The sequence below is a fragment of the Corynebacterium amycolatum SK46 genome (assembly GCF_000173655.1).
GTDB classification, from domain to species: Bacteria; Actinomycetota; Actinomycetes; order Mycobacteriales; family Mycobacteriaceae; genus Corynebacterium; species Corynebacterium amycolatum_A.
On sequence record NZ_ABZU01000001.1, the window covers coordinates 349,518 to 367,859 of the forward strand.

An 18,342-nucleotide genomic window follows, 5' to 3' on the forward strand; every position below is an offset into this window, starting at 1 on the left:
GGGCGTTTTTGTTGCCACGATTTCCTCCCCGGAGCAGACCGAAAACGCCGAACAAACTGAGCCGCAAGCACCGCGAATATAATGGCTTCCATGACCACTCACGAGAATTTTCCAACGGTCCGACACACAATCTTCCAAAACTCCCTGATGTCCGCACTGCTCGATGGCATCTACGACGGCGAGATGACCATTGGCGAAATCCTTGGTCATGGAAACTTCGGCATCGGCACCTTCGACGGTCTCGATGGCGAAATGGTAATCCTCGACGGTGTCTGCTGGCAGGTGCGTCACGACGGCTCCGCGACCCGGGCCACTATGGATCAGCGCAGCCCCTACACGGTGGTGACGAACTTCGTCCCACACACGGTGATGGATGCGCCGGAAAGCCTGACTCGCAAGGAAATTAGCCCCATCATCGATTCCCTGGTACCGAGCCAAAACTTTATGTACGCACTGCGGATTACCGGCGAATTTGAGTGGGTGAAGACCCGAACCGTCGTAAAGCAGGAAAAGCCGTACCAGAAGATGGTTGATGCGACGGAAGAAGACGCGTCGGTTGATTTTGAGAATCTGCGGGGCACGATTGCGGGCTTCCGCACGCCGGTCTATGAGAAAGGAATTTCGGTGCCCGGCTGTCACGTGCACTTCCTCGCGGAAGGCGGCACCGGCGGCGGGCATGTGCTGGACTTTAAGCTGCGGTCGGGCACTATCGAGTTGTGCCCGGGCACTGACCTGCAGCTTCGCCTTCCGCTAACGGCGGAATTCTCGGATGCTGACCTGGATCCGGAAGACCTGGATGAACAGATTCACAAAACCGAGGTAAAGGAGTAGGCGCTAGTCTCCCGGGCGACCAAGACGGGTGACGTAGGCACGGGCGGTGACGTGCATCTCTGCCGGTAGCGCCGCAATGCGTTCCTGCAGGACCTCTGGGTGAATATGGCGTGCCGACGGGCTCATACCGATCTGCGCGGCAATTGCACTCTGGTTGAGGTTCATACCGAACTCCACCAGCTCCGGGTCACCAATAGGCACGAGGTGACCCTCTGCCTGGGAAATCATGCGCTCGACCTTGCCGCGCTCGACATCGATGATGCCCAGCGGCTCGCGCAGTTCGCCCAGGTGGCCGGTGGTGGCCGTCAGCACCACGACCTGGCCGCCCGGCTTGAGCACGCGAGCAAACTCCTCTGCGTTGCGAGGTGCGAAGACAACCGTAAGCGCATCGATGGAACCATCACGCAGCGGCAACCGTGCCCACGCATCGGCCACAACCGCACCGAGTCGTGGATGGCTCTTGGCCAGGTGCTTGGCGGCCGGCACAGACACATCAATGCCTACGCCACGGGAATTGGGAATGCTGTCCAGCGTGTGTGCGAGGTAGTAACCAGTGCCCGCACCGACTTCGCAGATGACTGGGCTGGCGGCCTCGGACACGTTGGCGTCATCAAGTACGTCCTGGACGTTGCCTGTAACTGCCTCAACGAATGGAGCATAGTGGCCACCAGAGAGGAACTCCTCCCGGGCGGTAATCATCTTGGCGTCATCGCCGGTGTAGCGCAGACCAGCCCCACCGGCGAGCGTAACGTACCCCTGGCGGGCGACATCATAGCTATGTCCGGATTCGGACTTCAGAGTCATTCGTTCGGCATCACCAAACTTCAAATCAGTGCCATCGATGGGGTCAGCAAGCACATCAATGATGTCAGCTAGCACGTCGGTCACTCCTCAAACTGAGCTAGAAAAATAATTTTCACTATCTTAGCCCGTGTCGAGCTCAGCCAAGTAACTCCAATGCGAGTTACTGACTGCGTTTATGACAAAAATGTGCCGAAAAATAGCATGAAAGTGTCATAAACTCGCACAGTTTCACATTTGCAGCCTGTACTTTCTGTTCACAACCCCTCATTCGAGCCGTTATCACCTGAAAAAGAAAAGGCGACCTACACCACTTGTGTAGGTCGCCGCTGGGGCAAAACCGGACAAGCCCGGCCACTACCCCGCTACTCTGCTACTCCACTACTGCTACGAGCTCTGCGCCGAGCTCCTTGGCTTCCTCCGGAGACAGTTCCACCACCAGGCGCCCACCTCCATCTGCGGGGACGCGCATTACAATCTTCTTGCCCTCTTTGACTGCCTCCAGCGGACCATCACCGGTACGCGGCTTCATTGCTGCCATGTGAACTCCTTCGTTCTAAGACAATGTCGATGCAGGAGACGACCAGCTACCCCAGCTCAGCTGTGGTAGCCAGGAGATTGACAATCCCGATTCAAGACCTCGGTCTAAGACCCCGGCTCAAGATCCCGGTTTAGAATCCCTGTCGGCATTTTCGACTACTTCTCTTCATCATAGTCCTTTGTTTCACGCAGCGGAATGGGTGAAGCGTCTCAAACTACGCCCCTTACACCAGCCCACGCACCGGATGCAGTGGTGCAAAATCACCGGAAATAGCCAGAGTCATACGGCAAACATCAAGGGTTTCGGACACCTGATGCGAACGGAACACCGCAACGCCGGCAGCTGCCGCATGGGCGGTCGCAGCCAAGGTGCCGGGCACACGCTGCTCGACCGGGCGGTCCAAAGTCTCACCGACGAAGTCCTTATTCGACAGCGCCATAAGCACCGGCCAGCCTGTAGCCACGAGCTCATTGCAGCGCCGCAGAAGTTCAAGGCCGTGGTAGGTGTTCTTGCCAAAGTCGTGGGTGGGATCGATGAGGATGCGGTCCTCCGGCACGCCAGCGTCCACTGCCCTCTGGGCGAGCTTGCCGGTTTCTGAGATGACATCGTCCACGACGTCGTCGTAACGCACGCGAACCGGATTGGTGCGTGGCAGTGCTCCACCGGTGTGTGAGCAGACGTACCCCATCCCGTGGGCGCCCGCGACTTCCAGCAGCTCCGGGTCATGGCCTGCCCAAGTGTCGTTAATGAGGTTGGCACCAGCTTTGATGGCGGCCTCCCCGACTTCGGCACGCCAGGTGTCGACGCTAATGTGCAGTTCAGGATAGCGCTCGCGAACCTTCGCGATGGTCGGCACCACGCGCTCAATCTCCTCGGCAACGGTTACTTCCGCACCGATACCGGCCTTGACGCCGCCGATGTCGACAATGCCCGCGCCTGCCGCAACAACTTCGTCGACGCGAGCAAGCGCGGCCTCCTCCGCAGCCGTTGCGCCACGGTCATAGAAGGAATCCGGGGTGCGATTGACGATGGCCATCACCGTCGGCACCGCGGAGTCCTGATAAAAACTCCGCACAGCGTCTTACCTCTCGCTGAAGCGACGGACTCGGCGGAGCTTTTCGTGAACGTCAGAGGTCGGCTCGCACTCTTCCATCAGCTTTTCGTGCGCGGCCTCTATATACTCGACTGCTTCCTCAATAGAGTCGGTGACCAGGAAAAGGTCCATATCAGTCGGAGAAATCAGCTCCATGGCCACCAGTTTCTCACGCATCCAATCAACCAGCCCCGACCAGAACTCAGTGCCCAGCAGCACGATTGGGTGATTTTCCACCTTCTCGGTCTGCACCATCACCAGTGACTCAAAGAGTTCATCGAGCGTACCGAAACCACCCGGCAGACAAATAAACGCCTGCGAGTACTTCAGGAACATGGTCTTGCGCACAAAGAAGTAGCGGAAGTTCATGCCCAGGTCGACCCAGTCATTCAAGTGCTGCTCGTGCGGCAGCTCAATGCCCAGCCCAATGGACAGGCCGTCGGCGTCGTAGCAGCCGCGGTTGGCGGCTTCCATAATGCCCGGGCCGCCACCAGTGATGGTCGCGTAACCCGCCTCCGCCAGCGCCTTGCCCAGGTCGAAGCCCCACTGGTAATACGGGCTGTCCTCTGGCAGACGTGCTGAACCATATACCGTCACCGCCGGCGGAATCTCCGCCAACGCACCAAAGCCGTCAACGAACTCCGACTGAATGCGCAGCACACGCCAGGTGTCGTTGTGCAGCCAGTCCGTGTTCGGATTGTGCGACAACAGCCTGCGGTCGGTCGTAGACGCCTGCTGTTCGCCCGCCTGTCGGATCGCGATTGGGCCGCGGAGTGCACGGCGCTTAGCTGGGGACGGAGTACGTACAGGTTTCATAACCTCACAATGTATGCCAGCAATGACATACTCGCACCCGCTCAGCGAGGGCAGGGTGTGATTCTAGGCTCACTCAGCCACCGGCGCCGTGGTCAAGTACCGCCGCAAATCCTCCCACAGTGCCGTAATGCACTCGACCGGAATCTGCTCGTCCTTCTTGTGGCAGTACGCCGGATCGCCCGGGCCAAAGTTCACCGCAGGAATGCCGAGCGCCGAAAAACGCGCCACATCGGTCCACCCAAACTTGGGCTTTACGACGTCGCCTGCGACCGCAACCAACTCCTTCGCAGCAGCCGCATGCAGTCCCGGCAGTGCCCCAGGGCTCACATCCTCGACATCGACGGTGAGATCCTCGGCCACAAACTCGTCGAGTCCCAGCACCTCGCGGAAGTGTGCCATGGCCGCATCGGCACTGCGGTTGGGCGCGAATCGGAAGTTGACTCGCAGCACCGCCTCGTCGGGAAGCGTATTGGTGGCAACCCCAGCCTCCAGCCAGACGACGTTGAGCCCTTCGCGGTACGCCAACCCGTCGATGTCCACAGTCTGCGGTTCATAGGCGGCAATGCGTGACAGCACTGGTGCTAACTTGTGCACGGCATTGTCGCCGAGCCACGCCCGAGCCGAGTGCGCGCGTGTGCCGTGAGCGGTCAAACGCAGGCGAATAGAGCCCTGACAACCGGCTTCGATGACATTGCCGCTGGGCTCGCCCAGCAGAGCGACATCCCCAGCCAAGAGCTCCGGATGAGACTCGCTCAAGTGCCGCAACCCGTTGAACTCCGCGGCGATTTCTTCGCATTCGTACATGATGAGCGTCAGGTCGCGCTGCAGCTCCTGGCTTGCCGCCAGCGTCGCAAAAGCATGCAGGTAGACCGCGTCACCGCTTTTCATGTCCACAGTTCCGCACCCAAAGAGTGTGTCTCGCCCCTGCGCGTCTACCCCACGCGTCGAGGGCACATTGTCCGCAGTCGGCACCGTATCCAGGTGTCCTGCCAAAATCACGCGCTGCGGCAACCCCCGATGGGTCCGCGCAATCACGTTGTTGTCAATGCGCAGGACCTCAATCGACTCATCTGCTTGCGCTACCTCGCGCAATGCCGCCTCGACGGCATCCGCTATCGCGGTCTCATTGTGGGACACCGATTCGATGTCCACCAGCGCCGCCGTGAGGTCTACAGGATCTTGGAGCAGATTTAACTTCGATTTCACATCAATTAAGCGTACAAACCATTGTGCGCCAGCGAAACCAGAATTTTGTGATGAATATGTGCCGCACGGCCATTGATTGCATCACCATTGGCAGGCGCGCCACCGCCGAGGAACAGCGCCAACTCATGCGGTTCGGCGGAGGTCACACCAATTCTCCCCTCCGCCGGCCGCTTAAACCCATCAGCCACCTCAAAGACCAGGGTTTTCGCTCCTTCCGGGAGAGTTTGGGCAATGATTGCCTCCGGAGTTTCGCTTGCCGACGACCCCAGCGCCCGCTCCTCCCCCGCAGAATCGGTCACCTCTCCGTTGCCACTTTCTTCCTCGACAACGCCCGCGCCGGGACCATAGACCACAGCCACACGGGAGCCATAGACCGCAATCACCGGACGCAGCTCATTCGTGCTGACAATCACCGTAGAACCGGCCAGTGGCTTGCAGACGGCCGCGACAATCTTGGCCGTTGCATGTGGCAGCTGCACTGGAGTGGGATCGATGTCTCGTCGATAAGCAGGACGAAGCGTTTCGGCGACATCGCCCAGCTCATCGCGCTCCCACATCGGCAGGGCATCGATACGTGCCTGCTGATCGCGGTTCTTGCGCTCCAGCAAAAGGCGGGCAATCATGCCACCGCCGAGCCCCACCGCGATGGCAACTGCGATAACCAGCACAAGTCGGTTCGGCGCGATCAGCGCAACCACTGCCGCAATAGCCACACCGACTGCGCCAATTGGCATTGCTCGCGGCGGCAAAACGAAACCAAAGAAGCTGGCTACGGCAAGAATCCAAGCACTCAGCAGTGCGAATCCGACATAGAAGACCACCGGCAGGGACAGGACGAAGCCGAGTCCGAGCACACTGACAGCAATGATGAGGCAAACTAAGAACCACTGCTTCATTTTCTGTGTGCTTTCAAGGCCAGCTAGGGGCATCGTTCATCCTTCCGCGAAGATTCCTCAAAGGGATACTAATATTAAGAATCATGATTACATCTGGTGCTGTCGCTACGGGAATCGCCAACATCGCCATGGACGGTACAGTTCTCGATACTTGGTTTCCCGCGCCTCAGTTAAGCGATGAGGTCGTAGAGTCGAGCACTCACCGGCTCGGCGCCGCTGATTTGACCCCACAGCTGCTTCGTCAGGTGATTTTGGACGAGGATCGCCGCGTGGAGCAGGTGGCAGTACGCACGTCCATTGAGGATTTGTCCAAGCCTGCTGTCGACCCGCACGATGCCTACCTGCGCTTGCATTTGCTCTCTCACCGTTTGATCAAGCCGCACCAGCTAAACACCAAGGGCCTCTACGAGCTGCTCCATGTTGTGGCGTGGACCAACAAGGGGCCATGTCTGCCGGACAACTTTGAGCAACTGCGGACCCACTTGCGCGTCCGCGGTCTGATTCACGTCTACGCCATCGACCGAATGCCGCGCATGGTCGACTATGTGCTGCCCGCCGGTGTCCGCATTGCAGAGGCCGAGCGCGTGCGGTTGGGCGCTTATCTGGCACCGGGTACGTCCGTACTGCGCGAGGGGTTTGTCTCGCTGAATTCGGGCACTCTGGGGCCATGCAAGATTGAGGGACGTCTATCCTCCGGTGTTGTCATTGGCGCGCACACGAAAGTGGGGTTGTCCGCCTCCATCATCGCTGCCCACGATGATTACGGTCAACGTAAGCCGCTGACCATCGGTGAGCGCTGCCACATTGATATCGCGGCCGGCACCGTCGGCGTCAGCCTCGGGGATGACTGCATTATTGACCGAAGCATCCTCATTGCCCCCGATACCCCCATCGATGTCCCCGCGGAGAACCGCCGTATTCAAGCATGGGAAATCTCGGGCCGCGACAACATGCACTTCTACCATCACCCGGACCACTCAGCGGTGTGCGTCCGCCGCACGGAACGCTCGGGCAACGACGAAGGTGCCGCTGCTTTCGCTCAGCTTGCCGACGTGCCGGATGAGCTGGCCGGATAACCTCCTTTAGGTGCTCTTGAAGGCACATTAATCGACCCCAAAACGGTGAACGGGGGTAAACCCGTAATACGGTTATTGCCCCTGTTATCAGCGAGGTAATGTTTGCGACATGACCGAATCGCAAATTACCTCCACCTCCGGCGAGACAACTCAGCTGGGCAAGGGGCTGCAGGTTCGACACCTGACCATGATGGGTCTTGGCTCCGCAATCGGTGCCGGTCTTTTCCTTGGTACGGGCGTCGGTATTAAGGCAGCTGGCCCGGGTGTTCTGATTTCCTATGTCATCGCTGGCTTCATTGTCGTCCTCGTCATGCAGATGCTCGGCGAGATGGCCGCTGCCCGCCCGACACCGGGTAGCTTCTCCACCTACGCCGAGATGGCCTTTGGCTCTTCGGCTGGCTTTGTCCTCGGCTGGCTCTACTGGTTCATGCTCATCATGGTGCTCGGTGCTGAAATCACCGGTGCCGGTGCCATCATGGGTGCGTGGTTCGGTATTCCGGGCTGGATTCCAGGTCTAGTCTGTGTTGTCTTCTTCGCTGTAGTGAATTTGGCGAATGTGCGCGGTTTCGGCGAGTTCGAGTTCTGGTTCGCGTTCATCAAGGTCGCGGTGATTATCGCGTTCCTGGTCATTGGCGTTCTTCTTTTCTTCGGTCTGCTGCCAGGCACCAGCTTCGTCGGTACGACGCATATTGCCGAATCCGGATTCCTCCCGAATGGCGTGTCCGGCATTGCCGCTGGTCTGTTGGCTGTTGCCTTCGCCTTCGGCGGTATCGAGATTGTCACGATTGCCGCTGCTGAGGCCGAGGATCCGCAGCGCTCCATCGCTGCTGCTGTCCGCTCGGTCATCTTCCGCATCTCTGTGTTCTACCTGGGCTGCGTGGCCGTTATCATCCTGCTGTTGCCGTACTCCCAGATTGACGGCGCTGACTCCGCAGCTGAGTCGCCGTTCACCCAGGTTCTGAAGCAGGCGAACATTCCGGGTGCCGTTGGCTTCATGGAGGCCATTATCGTTCTGGCGCTGCTGTCCGCATTCAACGCTCAGATCTACGCCACCTCTCGCCTGGTCTACTCGATGTCCACCCGCGGTGAGGCACCGCGCTTCTTCGCCCACACCAATGAGGGCGCAGTTCCGAACCGTGCGGTCATCATGTCGATGGTCTTCGCCTTCGTCTCCGTGGGCCTGCAGGTTGTCTTCGATGGCTCGAGTGTCCTGGTCTTCCTGCTGAACGCTGTCGGCGGCTGCTTGCTGGTGATCTGGCTGGTCATTGCCCTGTCTGAGATTAAGCTGCGGCCGCAGATGGAGGCCAACAACGAGCTTTCCGTTCGCATGTGGGCCTACCCTGCACTGTCTTGGGTAGCGGTCATCCTGATCATGGGCCTCGCTGTTGGCATGCTCACCGATCCTGGTGCTCGCCAGCAGGTTATCGCCGTTGTATGTGTCACTGCGTTCCTTGCCGTGCTCGCTGCACTGACCAAAAAGAGCCGCACCGCGGCCCGCGAGGCTCTAGAGTCCAGCGATAGCAACTAACCCATGACAACTAATCGCAGGGCCTAACCACCCTGCTACCCCTATCCGAGCACTTCCTTGCTACACATTTGCGGAACACTTTTCATAGATAGGGATATGCCGGTAGCCTGTTTTCCATGAAATTTGGAGCACAAGCTACCGGCATTGCCACTTTTAACAACGATACTGTTCTCGACGTCTGGTTCCCCGCCCCCAAGCTCATCGAAGAGGGCACGGCAACCTCCACCACGACCGGAACCATCGACGCCGACGCGCTGCCCGAAGATTTCACCTATCTCGCAGATCTGGCCGTAGCCGATGCGGACCGCGGCACCACCCGCCGTCTGGTCACAGCTACCATTGCTTCACTCGATGACGCACCAGTCGACACCATCGATGCCTACCTGCGTCTCCATCTGCTCTCCCACCGCCTGGCCACCCCCAACAGCATCAACCTGGACGGCATCTTCGGCAAGCTCAACAATGTGGTGTGGACGAATTTTGGCCCCTGTGCGGTCGAAGGCTTCGAGGTAACCCGAGCCAAGCTGTCACGCCGCGGGCCTGTCACCGTCTACTCCATTGATAAATTCCCCCGCATGGTCGACTACGTCACTCCCGCCGGAGTCCGTATCGGTGACGCTGACCGCGTGCGCCTTGGAGCCCATCTCGCAGAGGGCACCACAGTCATGCACGAGGGCTTCGTCAACTTCAACGCAGGCACGCTTGGACACTCCATGGTGGAGGGCCGTATCTCTCAGGGGGTCGTCGTCGACGACGGCTCCGATATCGGCGGTGGTGCGTCCATCATGGGCACACTATCCGGTGGCGGTAAGGAAGTTGTGTCCGTCGGCAAGCGATGCCTCCTCGGCGCGAACGCTGGACTCGGAATCTCGCTCGGCGATGACTGCGTACTCGAAGCCGGGCTCTACATCACTGCCGGCACCAAGTGCCACGTTGCCCTGGACGGCGTGAAGAAGACGCTCAAGGCCCGCGAGCTCTCGGGCGGATCGAATATGCTCTTCCGCCGCAACTCGCTCTCTGGTGCAGTCGAGGTTGTGCCGTGGGCCGCCGAAAAGGTGAAGCTCAGCGCGGAGCTGCACGCTAACTAAGGGGTGGTCGGCACGTCTGCCGGGGCCGCGATATTCCGCGCGCTCCGGTAGGCACGTCGCTCACCAGTGACGGGGTCGACAAAGGCCAGCGCGGTCGCCGTCAATCGCAGCTGCGGCGTGTACGTTGGCGCGCTGCCCGCGCTTGCCGACGGCCCCTGCGCCCCCGCTTCCCGGCCATAGGTGTCCTCACCGAGAATGGGATAGCCCAGCCAGTCCATCGTCACCCGCAGCTGATGCGTGCGGCCCGTATGGGGCTGTAGCCGCCAGTAGCCAACCTGCATGCTGCTGCCGCAATGCCCGCAACCACAGCCGACCGCGTGCAGCGGAATGCTGGCGCTGGTCGCACCACCGCCACTGCCACCGCCACGGCTGCTCGCCAGCACATCGCCGATGTCCGCTGCTACCGGGCCTAGAAAGGTCACGGTTGTGCGTGCGAGCTTGAACTTGGGATTCTTCGCGGCAGCGCGAGCGGAAACGTCGGTCTCCACAACTTTTACTCCGCGCCCCGCAGGGTTGGGATCGAGCAGGAGTGTGACGTCCCTGGTTTCCCCCACATGCCAATCATCGGGCATCACGGTGAGGCATTCGTATTCTTTGGTGATTTCCTGGTTTTGGAAAAGCTGCTGGTAGCGCGCACGGGTAGCCGGATTCCGAGAGAGCAACAGCAGCCCGCTGGTCAGCAGGTCCAAGCGGTGAACGGCCACAATCTCCGATTCCCCGAGACTACGTCGCAGGCGCTCCTGCACGGTATTGGCCACGATGCGACCATTGGGGGTCGCTGGCAGAAAAGGTGGCTTGTCTACGACCAAAAATTCATCAGTGCCGGCCACAATTACCGGCTCAAAGGGGATGTACTCCTCGCGCTCGTGAGCGGCGGCAACGACTTGCGCTGCCTGACGGTTCTTCTCAAGTCCCCACCAAGCATCTCGATTGCCTGCGGCACGTCCCACGGCACACTCCCTTTTTTATGATTTGGTCTATGCCGATGTCGGCACCGTTTGCAGCATTCGGCCTACTCGGGCCAGCAAATCTGGCCGGGGCTAGCCGCGAATACGCGCCGCAGCCACTTCGATGTCGTTGAGCGTCGCTGTGAGCCCCACCCGCACGTGCTGCGCACCCTTGGGGCCGTAGAAGCTACCCGGCGCGACCAGGATGCCACGTTCGGCCAGCCAATCAACCGTCTGCCAGCAGTCTTCCCCGCGAGTAGCCCACAGATAGAGCCCGCCCTCGGAGTCATCGATACGAAAACCTGCGGCTTCCAGTGCATCGCGCAGAATCTCACGGCGGTCACTGTAGCGCTGCTTTTGTTCGGCCTCGTGGGAGTCGTCGTTAAGCGCGGCGATCGTGGCGTGCTGGATGGGCCCCGGCATCATCAGCCCCATGTGACGGCGCACGGAAACCAGCTCGGCAATGAGGTCCGCATCACCGGCGAACCAGCCGGTGCGGTACGACGCCATGTTCGACGTCTTCGACAGCGAGTGGATAGCCAGCAGGTTGGTGAAATCACCGTCGCACACTCGCGGGTCGAGAATACTGACCGGCTGTTCAGTCCAGCCGAGCCCCAGGTAACACTCGTCTGAGGCGACAATGACGTCCCGAGAACGCGCCCACTCAACCACCTTGCGCAGGTGTTCAACACCGAGGACCTTGCCGTTGGGGTTGCCCGGGGAATTGATGAACATCAGCGTCGGCGAGGCGGGACCGATTTGCGTCAGCGAGTCCGCACGCAGCAGCTCAGCGCCTGCGATGCGAACGCCGACCTCGTAGGTGGGATATGCCAGCTCGGGGATGACGACGGTGTGCCCCGCGCCTACTCCGAGGAGGAAGGGCAGCCAGCCAATCGCTTCCTTGGTGCCGATGACCGGAAGCACATTGCCGCCGTTGACCGCTGACTCCTGTCCCGTCACGCCGTAGCGTCGCGCCATCGCTGCAACAATCGCCGCGCGTAGCTCAGACGTGCCGACGGTCTGAGGGTAACCTGGTGCGGCAGCGCCTTCGGATAGGCCCTGCTGAATTATCGGAGCGACTTCATCGACTGGTGTGCCGACCGAGAGATTGACCATTCCCTCTTTATGCGCAGCCGCAGTGGCTTTCGCCTGCGTGAGAGAATCCCACGGAAACTGAGGCAAAAGAGAACCGGGAGTTACGCGCTTGCGGGCAGCTGACATGGGCGGTGATGAAGTCCTTCCCGGGAAAGAAATAGGTTTAGTCCTCTGTGGTTTTAGTCTTCTGCCTGCGGCGGCAGAGCTGCCACGAATGGCACATCGAAGTCCTGAGGGCCGAGCTTGGCGGCACCGCCCGGAGAACCCAGCTCATCGAACCAGTCGACATTGGCATCGATGAATTCAACCCACTCATCCGGAACATCGTCCTCGTAGAAGATGGCCTCGACTGGGCAGACCGGTTCACAAGCGCCACAGTCCACGCACTCATCAGGATGAATGTAGAGCATGCGCTTGCCCTCGTAAATGCAGTCAACCGGGCACTCTTCGACACAGGCACGGTCGAGGACGTCAACACATGGCTGGGCAATAATGTAAGTCATGGTTTTAGGTTTAAGAACCTTTCTCACAAGATATGGGATGAGGCTTTCGCTATCTGTCAATTATGCCGTTCCGACGAGAAACAGAGCAAAATAGACAGAGCGGTATATTCAGATTGGAGTCTACACCCAACGTAGGTGTTGTTTTCAACTGGTTCCAGAAAGGGCCACATTGATGCAGGCCTGCCCTGCATCAATTCCTCACCGTCTCCAATTCCTCACCGTCTCCTGCAGTATCCGCTGCCGTTTCCGCTAGAGTGCTCGCAGATGGCGTAGCGGCCAGGCACCACCCAGCACACCACAGACAAGCAGCAGCACTGTTCGCAACCACTGCCCCATTGCCAAATCACTACCGAAGGGCAGCACTGCCCACAGCAGAATGCCTGCAAAGCCCAGCACCCAGATGACAGTCGGAATTGCAGCTTTGGAGCGATCACGAGTCCACAGCAACGAAGTGTTGGTAATGATCAGATTGGCAATATAGGCCAGCGGAATAGTCCACGGCAACGGAATAGCAACCGAGCCGATGGTAATCCACGCTCCGAGGAAAACTACCTCAATCACCAACGCCGCCAGCGCAGCCAGCGACAGCCAGACCAGTGCTACCGTGGCTTCACCCTGATGGAAATTCTCGCGTGGCTGGGAACGTTCCGGATCACCCCAATAGCGCTCATCCCCGAATGTGCGCTTTTCAATACTCAAGCGCTCATTCTTCAACTTTCCGCCAGCAGCGTTAATCAAGTCTTCGCTTTCGTGAGGCTGAGGGTTACTCATCGTCCACACTTCCCTCCGCCGCCAAATCCGCGCTCGGTACAGAGTCGACGCTCGCTACCGGCTCTGGCAGCAATTGAATATTCACCAGCTCCCCCAGCGCTTCCAGGGACGCAGCGGTCGCCGTACCAAAACGGTATGCCTCAGTCGGCGTCACCGGCTGACACAGCAAATTGGAAAATGCCCAGACGGCTCGAGCGCGACCAGAGCCATCTGTCTGCCCATAGACAGCATCCGGATTGACCTCGCTGACGGAACCATCGGCGAACCACACTTGTGTCGCATGCGCGCGCATGGCCTCAACCTTGGCAGCCACAGCGGCATCGTCCAGCTCCACCTCGAAATGGCCGGTCACGGTGGCGAAGTCGTCGACATCGCACGCTTGCCAGCTCTCCGGCACCACGGTAATGGCATCCAGCCCCGCCGCCATTGCCTCACGATCGGTGACCGCCCACAGCGTCGGAAAGCGATTTCCGCACGCCGCGACAGTGATATCGTGCGCGCGAATGTGGTCCGGATGCCCATAGCCACCATCGGCATCGTAAGTAATGACCAGGTCTGGCTGCAGCTCATCGAGGATGGTGCGAAGCTGGGCGACCGCCTCATCACCTGAGTTCACGAACGCACGGGGATGCCCATTGCCCTTGTCCCCTGCCATACCCGAGTCACGCCAACGCCCAGCACCGCCGAGGAAACGCGGCGCATTGTCTGGGCCATTGGCTCCCAGCGCACGCAGTGCCAAGCGCAACTCGGCGACGCGGAAACCGCCCAACTGGTCAGCTTCATCAGCAACTAGCCCCTGGTACGGCGCGCCGATGACCTCTCCCAGCTCGCCCATCGTGCAGGTCACTACGCTTACCGACGCTCCGGAGCGCGCGGCAGCCGCAATCAAACCACCTGTCCAAATAGACTCATCATCTGGATGTGCGTGAACAAAAAGTAACTTCACGGGCTTTCTTACTTCCCCTTGTTCTCCTGGTCGGCGTTATCACGGACTTCTTGGTTCTGCTCCGAACCGTCCTGCTCAGTATCTTCGCTCGAATTATCTCCCGGTTGAGAATTCTCCGACGATTCTCGAGTCCCGCTTTGCGTCGCGACTCGGCGAACCTCGCCCAGAACACCGAGGCGGCCCAACACTGGGTCATCGGTCCACTGCGAAGAGTCCTTCCGTCCGGTAATTGTAATTTCCGGGCTGACCACCGTCAGCAACCCGTCTTTCACCAAGGTCAGCTCGATGCTGTGGCCAGCAACGATATCGGCAAGTTCAGCGGGCATCGCAGAACTGTCGGGAGCGAGCAGCTCATCAACCTGCGGGTCACAAAGGCCGGAAAGATTCTCGCTCCGAGCAGCCGATTTCGGAGCAACAGGTACTCCATTTAGGTCAGCCGGTTCCGCTGAGGTAGAAGATTTGGACTGCTCAGACGATGTTGTCCGGTCCAGCGAGCTCTGCTCTTCAGCGCTCTCTTTCCGATCTCCACTTGGCGCTGGTTTTGTCGAACTGTCAACGTCCTCAGACTCAGACTCGGCCTCTGACTCAGACTCAGAAGCCGACTCTGCGCCCGCTTCGTCCAGGTCCTTCGGCGGTAGCGAACTTACCGAGCCTTCCGTACACGCATAGCGTTCCCGGGCCGCCTGGACAGAATTGGGCTGCTCTGCCCATGCCACCACGGCATCGATAGTTCCGTAGGGCAACGAAGAACGCAGCATGTCCGCCGGAGAATACGAAACAACGGTGGCGGGGATACCAGCTGCAGTCAACTGGTCAGCGACCGCAAAAGCCGCAGCGCGTGCCGCTATACCGTCGCTAATGATGCCAATTCGTAGCGGATTGTCCTCAGTAAAACCGGCCTGTGGCGCCTCGGGTTTCTCCTGGTCACCACCGTCACCAGGACCACCCGCGATTCGGCGCCCGGTGGCCACCTCTGAGACCTCTGCAACGTTGATGGTGCTCAGAATGGCCCGACGGACGGACTCGTCGGCAAGCCTGCTCGACGCGAGATTGGTACTGAAAACCAGTTCCCGGTTCGGCTCATGGAAGAACTCAGCAACACCGGGGACCAGACCATACGTCAGCTCAGAGGTCTCCGTCGGACGGACCTGCACGGCCTGGATCTGCTTCGAACGCAGTTGCTCCGCACCATCGATGGCACTACGCACGGCACGCAGCGTAATAACCTCCGAGGCTGCTGGCTGCTCACCCCAGTAGCGGTCATTTCGAACCAGCCGAATGATGTTACGGCCGACATCCATCGACTCGACGGTGTACTGCCCACCGGAGGCCGGGAAACGGCTGGCCAGCCCTTCGGAAAAACCATCAGTGTTCGACCGCATCAAATGCGCTGGCAAGAGATGGGCAAACAGGCGCTGCCAATGCGTAATCGGCTGAGTGAACGTCACATCAATCTGACGACCACCGTCGGAGACATCAATGGATTTAATCAGCTCATAGGTCGCCGTATCCAGCGATCCTGGCGTGGACGTGACTTGGGAATGCAGGTAGCGGAAGTCCTCGCCACTGATTGGCGTGCCATCGCTCCACTGCGCCCCTTTTCGAATGCGGTAGCGGACATGCTCTGCCGCTACCGTCGGATCCGTGATGTCAACATCGGCAGCTTTCCAGCTTCCAGCTCCATTACCGGCGTCACCGTCTTTACTGTCATCGCTTTCGAGGACCTGCACGGAATCCAGCAAGTCGGAGTTGAGCAGCCACTGGGGAGCACCTGCCGAGCGAGCATTGGCAGCGTTATCCACCACTCCGGGAGCTTGTGCGGAGGCAGTAGCGTCACCAACCTCGCCCTCAACCGGCGCAGGGGTGAAAACACTGGGCAGTGTCAGTCGCGCTACCAGACTGGTCACTGGGGAGACGTCGGCAAGCAAATGCGGATTGAAGCCTTCGACAAACTCGTCGACACCGACCGTGACTTCACGCATCTTTTTGGCCTGGTCAGCGGTATCATCCTGCTGCACCGGCGCTTCCTGCTGCCCGGGCACAGTCGGAGCGTCCGACGGGCGAGCCATGCACGAAGACGCCAAAGCCGCCGTCAAGCAGAGTGTCGATGCTACGAAAAATCGACGAGAAGCTGCGTGACGACGGCTGCGAATAAACATATCCACGAGATTACTCGACACCTGGCCGAGTCAGTTACCCCGAGACTGGTTTTTCAGGTGGGCTAGCCCCTTAGCAACCCGAACTACTTCTTATTCATCGCCTTCGCGCGGGAACGAGCGCGAGCGCGATCGGTGGCGCTGAGGATCTGCTTGCGTACGCGGATACCCTCCGGGGTGACCTCAACACACTCGTCAGCGCCACAGAACTCCATAGCCTCATCAAGGGAAAGCTTGTGCGCCTTCTCCAGAGTCACGGTCGCATCAGCCGAGGCTGCGCGCATATTGGTCAGCTTCTTTTCCTTGGTGATGTTGATGTCCATGTCCTCATCACGCGGATTCTGGCCAACGACCATACCCTCGTAAGCTTGGTCGCCCGGCTCGACAAAGAAGGTGCCGCGGTCAGAAAGCTGAATCAGTGCGTAAGCGGTGATCTGGCCAGTGCGGTCAGCGACCAACGATCCTGTCGGACGGTCCTTAATTTCGCCTGCCCACTCGCCGTAACCGGCCGAGTAGTGGTTGGCGATACCGGTGCCCTTGGTCTCCGTCATGAACGTGGTGCGGAAACCAATCAGACCGCGGGACGGAATGAGGAACTCCATGCGCACCCAGCCGGTGCCTTGGTTACCCATATGCTCCATGCGCCCCTTACGAGACGCCATCAGCTGAGTGACAGCACCCAGGTACTCTTCAGGAACGTCGATGGTCAGGTGCTCGTACGGTTCCTGGACCTTGCCGTCGACGGTCTTGGTAACAACCTGCGGCTTACCGACGGTCAGCTCAAAGCCCTCACGACGCATAGTTTCAACCAGAACGGACAGCGCCATTTCACCACGGCCCTGCACCTCCCAGGCATCCGGACGCTCGGTCGGCAGCACGCGCAGCGAGACGTTACCAATCAGCTCCTGGTCCAGGCGGGCCTTGACCATACGTGCGGTCAGCTTATCGCCACCACCCTGGCCTGCCAGTGGCGAGGTGTTCACGCCGATCGTCATGGAAATAGCCGGCTCATCGACCAGGATGCGCGGCAGCGGGTCCGGGTGCTCGACATCACAGAGAGAGTCACCGATCATGACCTCGTCGATGCCGGAGATAGCAGCGATGTCACCTGCAATGGCCTCTTGAGCAGGAACGCGAGTCACGCCGACGGTACGCAGCAGCTCCGCGACCTTCGCGTTCTTGACATGCTCATTGCCCTCGGAGTCGTAGTGAATCCACGAAATCTGCTGTCCCTTGCGGATACGCCCCTTATGAATACGAATCAGACCAATTCGACCAAGGAAGGAGCTGGAGTCCAGGTTGGTAACCTGCGCCTGCAGCGGGGCATCAATCTCAGCGGACGGCTCCGGGAGCACCTCGGTGATGACGTCGAACAGCGGCTGCAGGTTCTCGGACTCCGGCAAGTTGCCGTTACCCGGGTTCTCGGTCGAAGCCTTACCGGCACGACCAGACGCATAGAGAACCGGCAGCTCAAGGTTGCGCTCAGCGACCTCAGCAGCTTCCGGGTCTTCCAGGGTGGAGGCTAGCTCGAGCAGCAGATCCTGTGCTTCCTCGACAACCTCGTCGATACGTGCATCTGGGCGGTCAGTCTTGTTGACCACAATGATCACCGGCATGCAGGCAGCAAGCGCCTTGCCCAGGACGAAGCGGGTCTGCGGCAGCGGACCTTCAGAGGAGTCGATCAGCAGCACGACGCCGTCAACCATGGACAGTGCGCGCTCCACCTCGCCACCAAAGTCGGCGTGACCAGGGGTGTCAATGACGTTGATGATGAGGTCTTCGCCGTTCTTGCCCTCACCTTTTCGGCGAATAGCGGTGTTCTTCGCCAAGATGGTGATGCCCTTTTCCTTTTCAAGGTCACCAGAGTCCATCACTCGGTCTGCAACTTCTTCGTGGTCGCTGAAAACGCCGGACTGCTCCAGCATGGCGTTCACGAGAGTGGTCTTGCCATGGTCGACGTGTGCGACAATGGCGACATTACGGAACTCGGTATCGCTCACAGGCGGATAGCTCCTAACAAGCTAAGAGGACTAAAAGAAAAAGATACG

General features: G+C 59.6%; 17 protein-coding genes. 4 read left to right on the plus strand and 13 right to left on the minus strand.

Features of this window, described 5'->3' with window-relative positions:
- Positions 1-90 precede the first annotated feature (90 nt).
- The gene (gene budA / locus CORAM0001_RS01510) at positions 91-831 is read left to right on the plus strand and encodes an acetolactate decarboxylase (RefSeq protein ID WP_050773576.1); all 741 of its coding nucleotides are present in this window, start codon (positions 91-93) and stop codon (positions 829-831) included.
- A 3-nt stretch (positions 832-834) separates the two neighbouring features.
- Here the strand turns inward: budA and CORAM0001_RS01515 are convergent, their stop codons facing one another.
- The 6 genes from CORAM0001_RS01515 to CORAM0001_RS01535 form a co-directional block, all read right to left on the minus strand.
- On the minus strand, positions 835-1,710 hold the full coding sequence (locus tag CORAM0001_RS01515) for a methyltransferase domain-containing protein (RefSeq protein ID WP_005509473.1): 876 nt from the start codon (positions 1,708-1,710) through the stop codon (positions 835-837).
- Positions 1,711-2,005: 295 nt separating this feature from the next.
- Positions 2,006-2,173, minus strand: coding sequence for a DUF3117 domain-containing protein (locus CORAM0001_RS10970; RefSeq protein ID WP_005509573.1), 168 nt, complete (start codon positions 2,171-2,173; stop codon positions 2,006-2,008).
- A 223-nt stretch (positions 2,174-2,396) separates the two neighbouring features.
- The gene (gene folP / locus CORAM0001_RS01520; protein WP_040360837.1) at positions 2,397-3,209 is read right to left on the minus strand and encodes a dihydropteroate synthase; all 813 of its coding nucleotides are present in this window, start codon (positions 3,207-3,209) and stop codon (positions 2,397-2,399) included.
- A gap of 45 nt (positions 3,210-3,254) precedes the next feature.
- Positions 3,255-4,082, minus strand: coding sequence for an LOG family protein (locus CORAM0001_RS01525; protein ID WP_005509515.1), 828 nt, complete (start codon positions 4,080-4,082; stop codon positions 3,255-3,257).
- A gap of 69 nt (positions 4,083-4,151) precedes the next feature.
- The gene (dapE, locus tag CORAM0001_RS01530; RefSeq protein WP_005509625.1) at positions 4,152-5,288 is read right to left on the minus strand and encodes a succinyl-diaminopimelate desuccinylase; all 1,137 of its coding nucleotides are present in this window, start codon (positions 5,286-5,288) and stop codon (positions 4,152-4,154) included.
- Positions 5,289-5,293: 5 nt separating this feature from the next.
- A complete protein-coding gene (locus CORAM0001_RS01535) occupies positions 5,294-6,184 on the minus strand; it encodes a hypothetical protein (protein WP_244261961.1) in 891 nt (296 codons plus the stop codon).
- A gap of 83 nt (positions 6,185-6,267) precedes the next feature.
- Here CORAM0001_RS01535 and CORAM0001_RS01540 point away from each other — a divergent pair, with 83 nt between their 5' ends.
- The 3 genes from CORAM0001_RS01540 to dapD all read left to right on the plus strand — a co-directional run bounded on the left by CORAM0001_RS01540 (position 6,268) and on the right by dapD (position 9,876).
- Positions 6,268-7,260 carry a 2,3,4,5-tetrahydropyridine-2,6-dicarboxylate N-succinyltransferase gene (locus tag CORAM0001_RS01540; RefSeq protein ID WP_005509497.1) on the plus strand — a complete coding sequence of 331 codons (993 nt, stop codon included), beginning with the start codon at positions 6,268-6,270 and terminating at the stop codon, positions 7,258-7,260.
- A 109-nt stretch (positions 7,261-7,369) separates the two neighbouring features.
- Complete coding sequence (locus CORAM0001_RS01545) at positions 7,370-8,788, plus strand: amino acid permease (RefSeq protein WP_005509539.1); 1,419 nt, start codon at positions 7,370-7,372, stop codon at positions 8,786-8,788.
- A 116-nt stretch (positions 8,789-8,904) separates the two neighbouring features.
- Positions 8,905-9,876: a 2,3,4,5-tetrahydropyridine-2,6-dicarboxylate N-succinyltransferase gene (gene dapD / locus CORAM0001_RS01550; protein ID WP_005509389.1), complete on the plus strand. Its 972-nt coding sequence runs from the start codon at positions 8,905-8,907 to the stop codon at positions 9,874-9,876.
- Here dapD and CORAM0001_RS01555 read toward each other — a convergent pair.
- The 7 genes from CORAM0001_RS01555 to typA form a co-directional block, all read right to left on the minus strand.
- Complete coding sequence (locus CORAM0001_RS01555; protein WP_005509730.1) at positions 9,873-10,826, minus strand: pseudouridine synthase; 954 nt, start codon at positions 10,824-10,826, stop codon at positions 9,873-9,875. The two genes, dapD and CORAM0001_RS01555, sit on opposite strands and share 4 nt — an antisense overlap.
- Before the next feature lie 90 nt (positions 10,827-10,916).
- Complete coding sequence (dapC, locus tag CORAM0001_RS01560) at positions 10,917-12,044, minus strand: succinyldiaminopimelate transaminase (RefSeq protein WP_005509504.1); 1,128 nt, start codon at positions 12,042-12,044, stop codon at positions 10,917-10,919.
- Positions 12,045-12,097: 53 nt separating this feature from the next.
- On the minus strand, positions 12,098-12,421 hold the full coding sequence (gene fdxA / locus CORAM0001_RS01565; protein ID WP_005509435.1) for a ferredoxin: 324 nt from the start codon (positions 12,419-12,421) through the stop codon (positions 12,098-12,100).
- A gap of 249 nt (positions 12,422-12,670) precedes the next feature.
- The gene (locus CORAM0001_RS01570) at positions 12,671-13,192 is read right to left on the minus strand and encodes a hypothetical protein (RefSeq protein WP_005509570.1); all 522 of its coding nucleotides are present in this window, start codon (positions 13,190-13,192) and stop codon (positions 12,671-12,673) included.
- Positions 13,185-14,138, minus strand: a complete 954-nt coding sequence (gene mshB, locus CORAM0001_RS01575) for an N-acetyl-1-D-myo-inositol-2-amino-2-deoxy-alpha-D-glucopyranoside deacetylase (RefSeq protein ID WP_005509479.1) — start codon at positions 14,136-14,138, stop codon at positions 13,185-13,187. The genes CORAM0001_RS01570 and mshB overlap by 8 nt, the downstream gene beginning before the upstream one ends.
- Before the next feature lie 8 nt (positions 14,139-14,146).
- On the minus strand, positions 14,147-16,297 hold the full coding sequence (locus CORAM0001_RS01580) for an ABC transporter family substrate-binding protein (protein WP_005509595.1): 2,151 nt from the start codon (positions 16,295-16,297) through the stop codon (positions 14,147-14,149).
- An 83-nt stretch (positions 16,298-16,380) separates the two neighbouring features.
- A complete protein-coding gene (gene typA / locus CORAM0001_RS01585; RefSeq protein WP_005509572.1) occupies positions 16,381-18,294 on the minus strand; it encodes a translational GTPase TypA in 1,914 nt (637 codons plus the stop codon).
- Positions 18,295-18,342 lie beyond the last annotated feature (48 nt).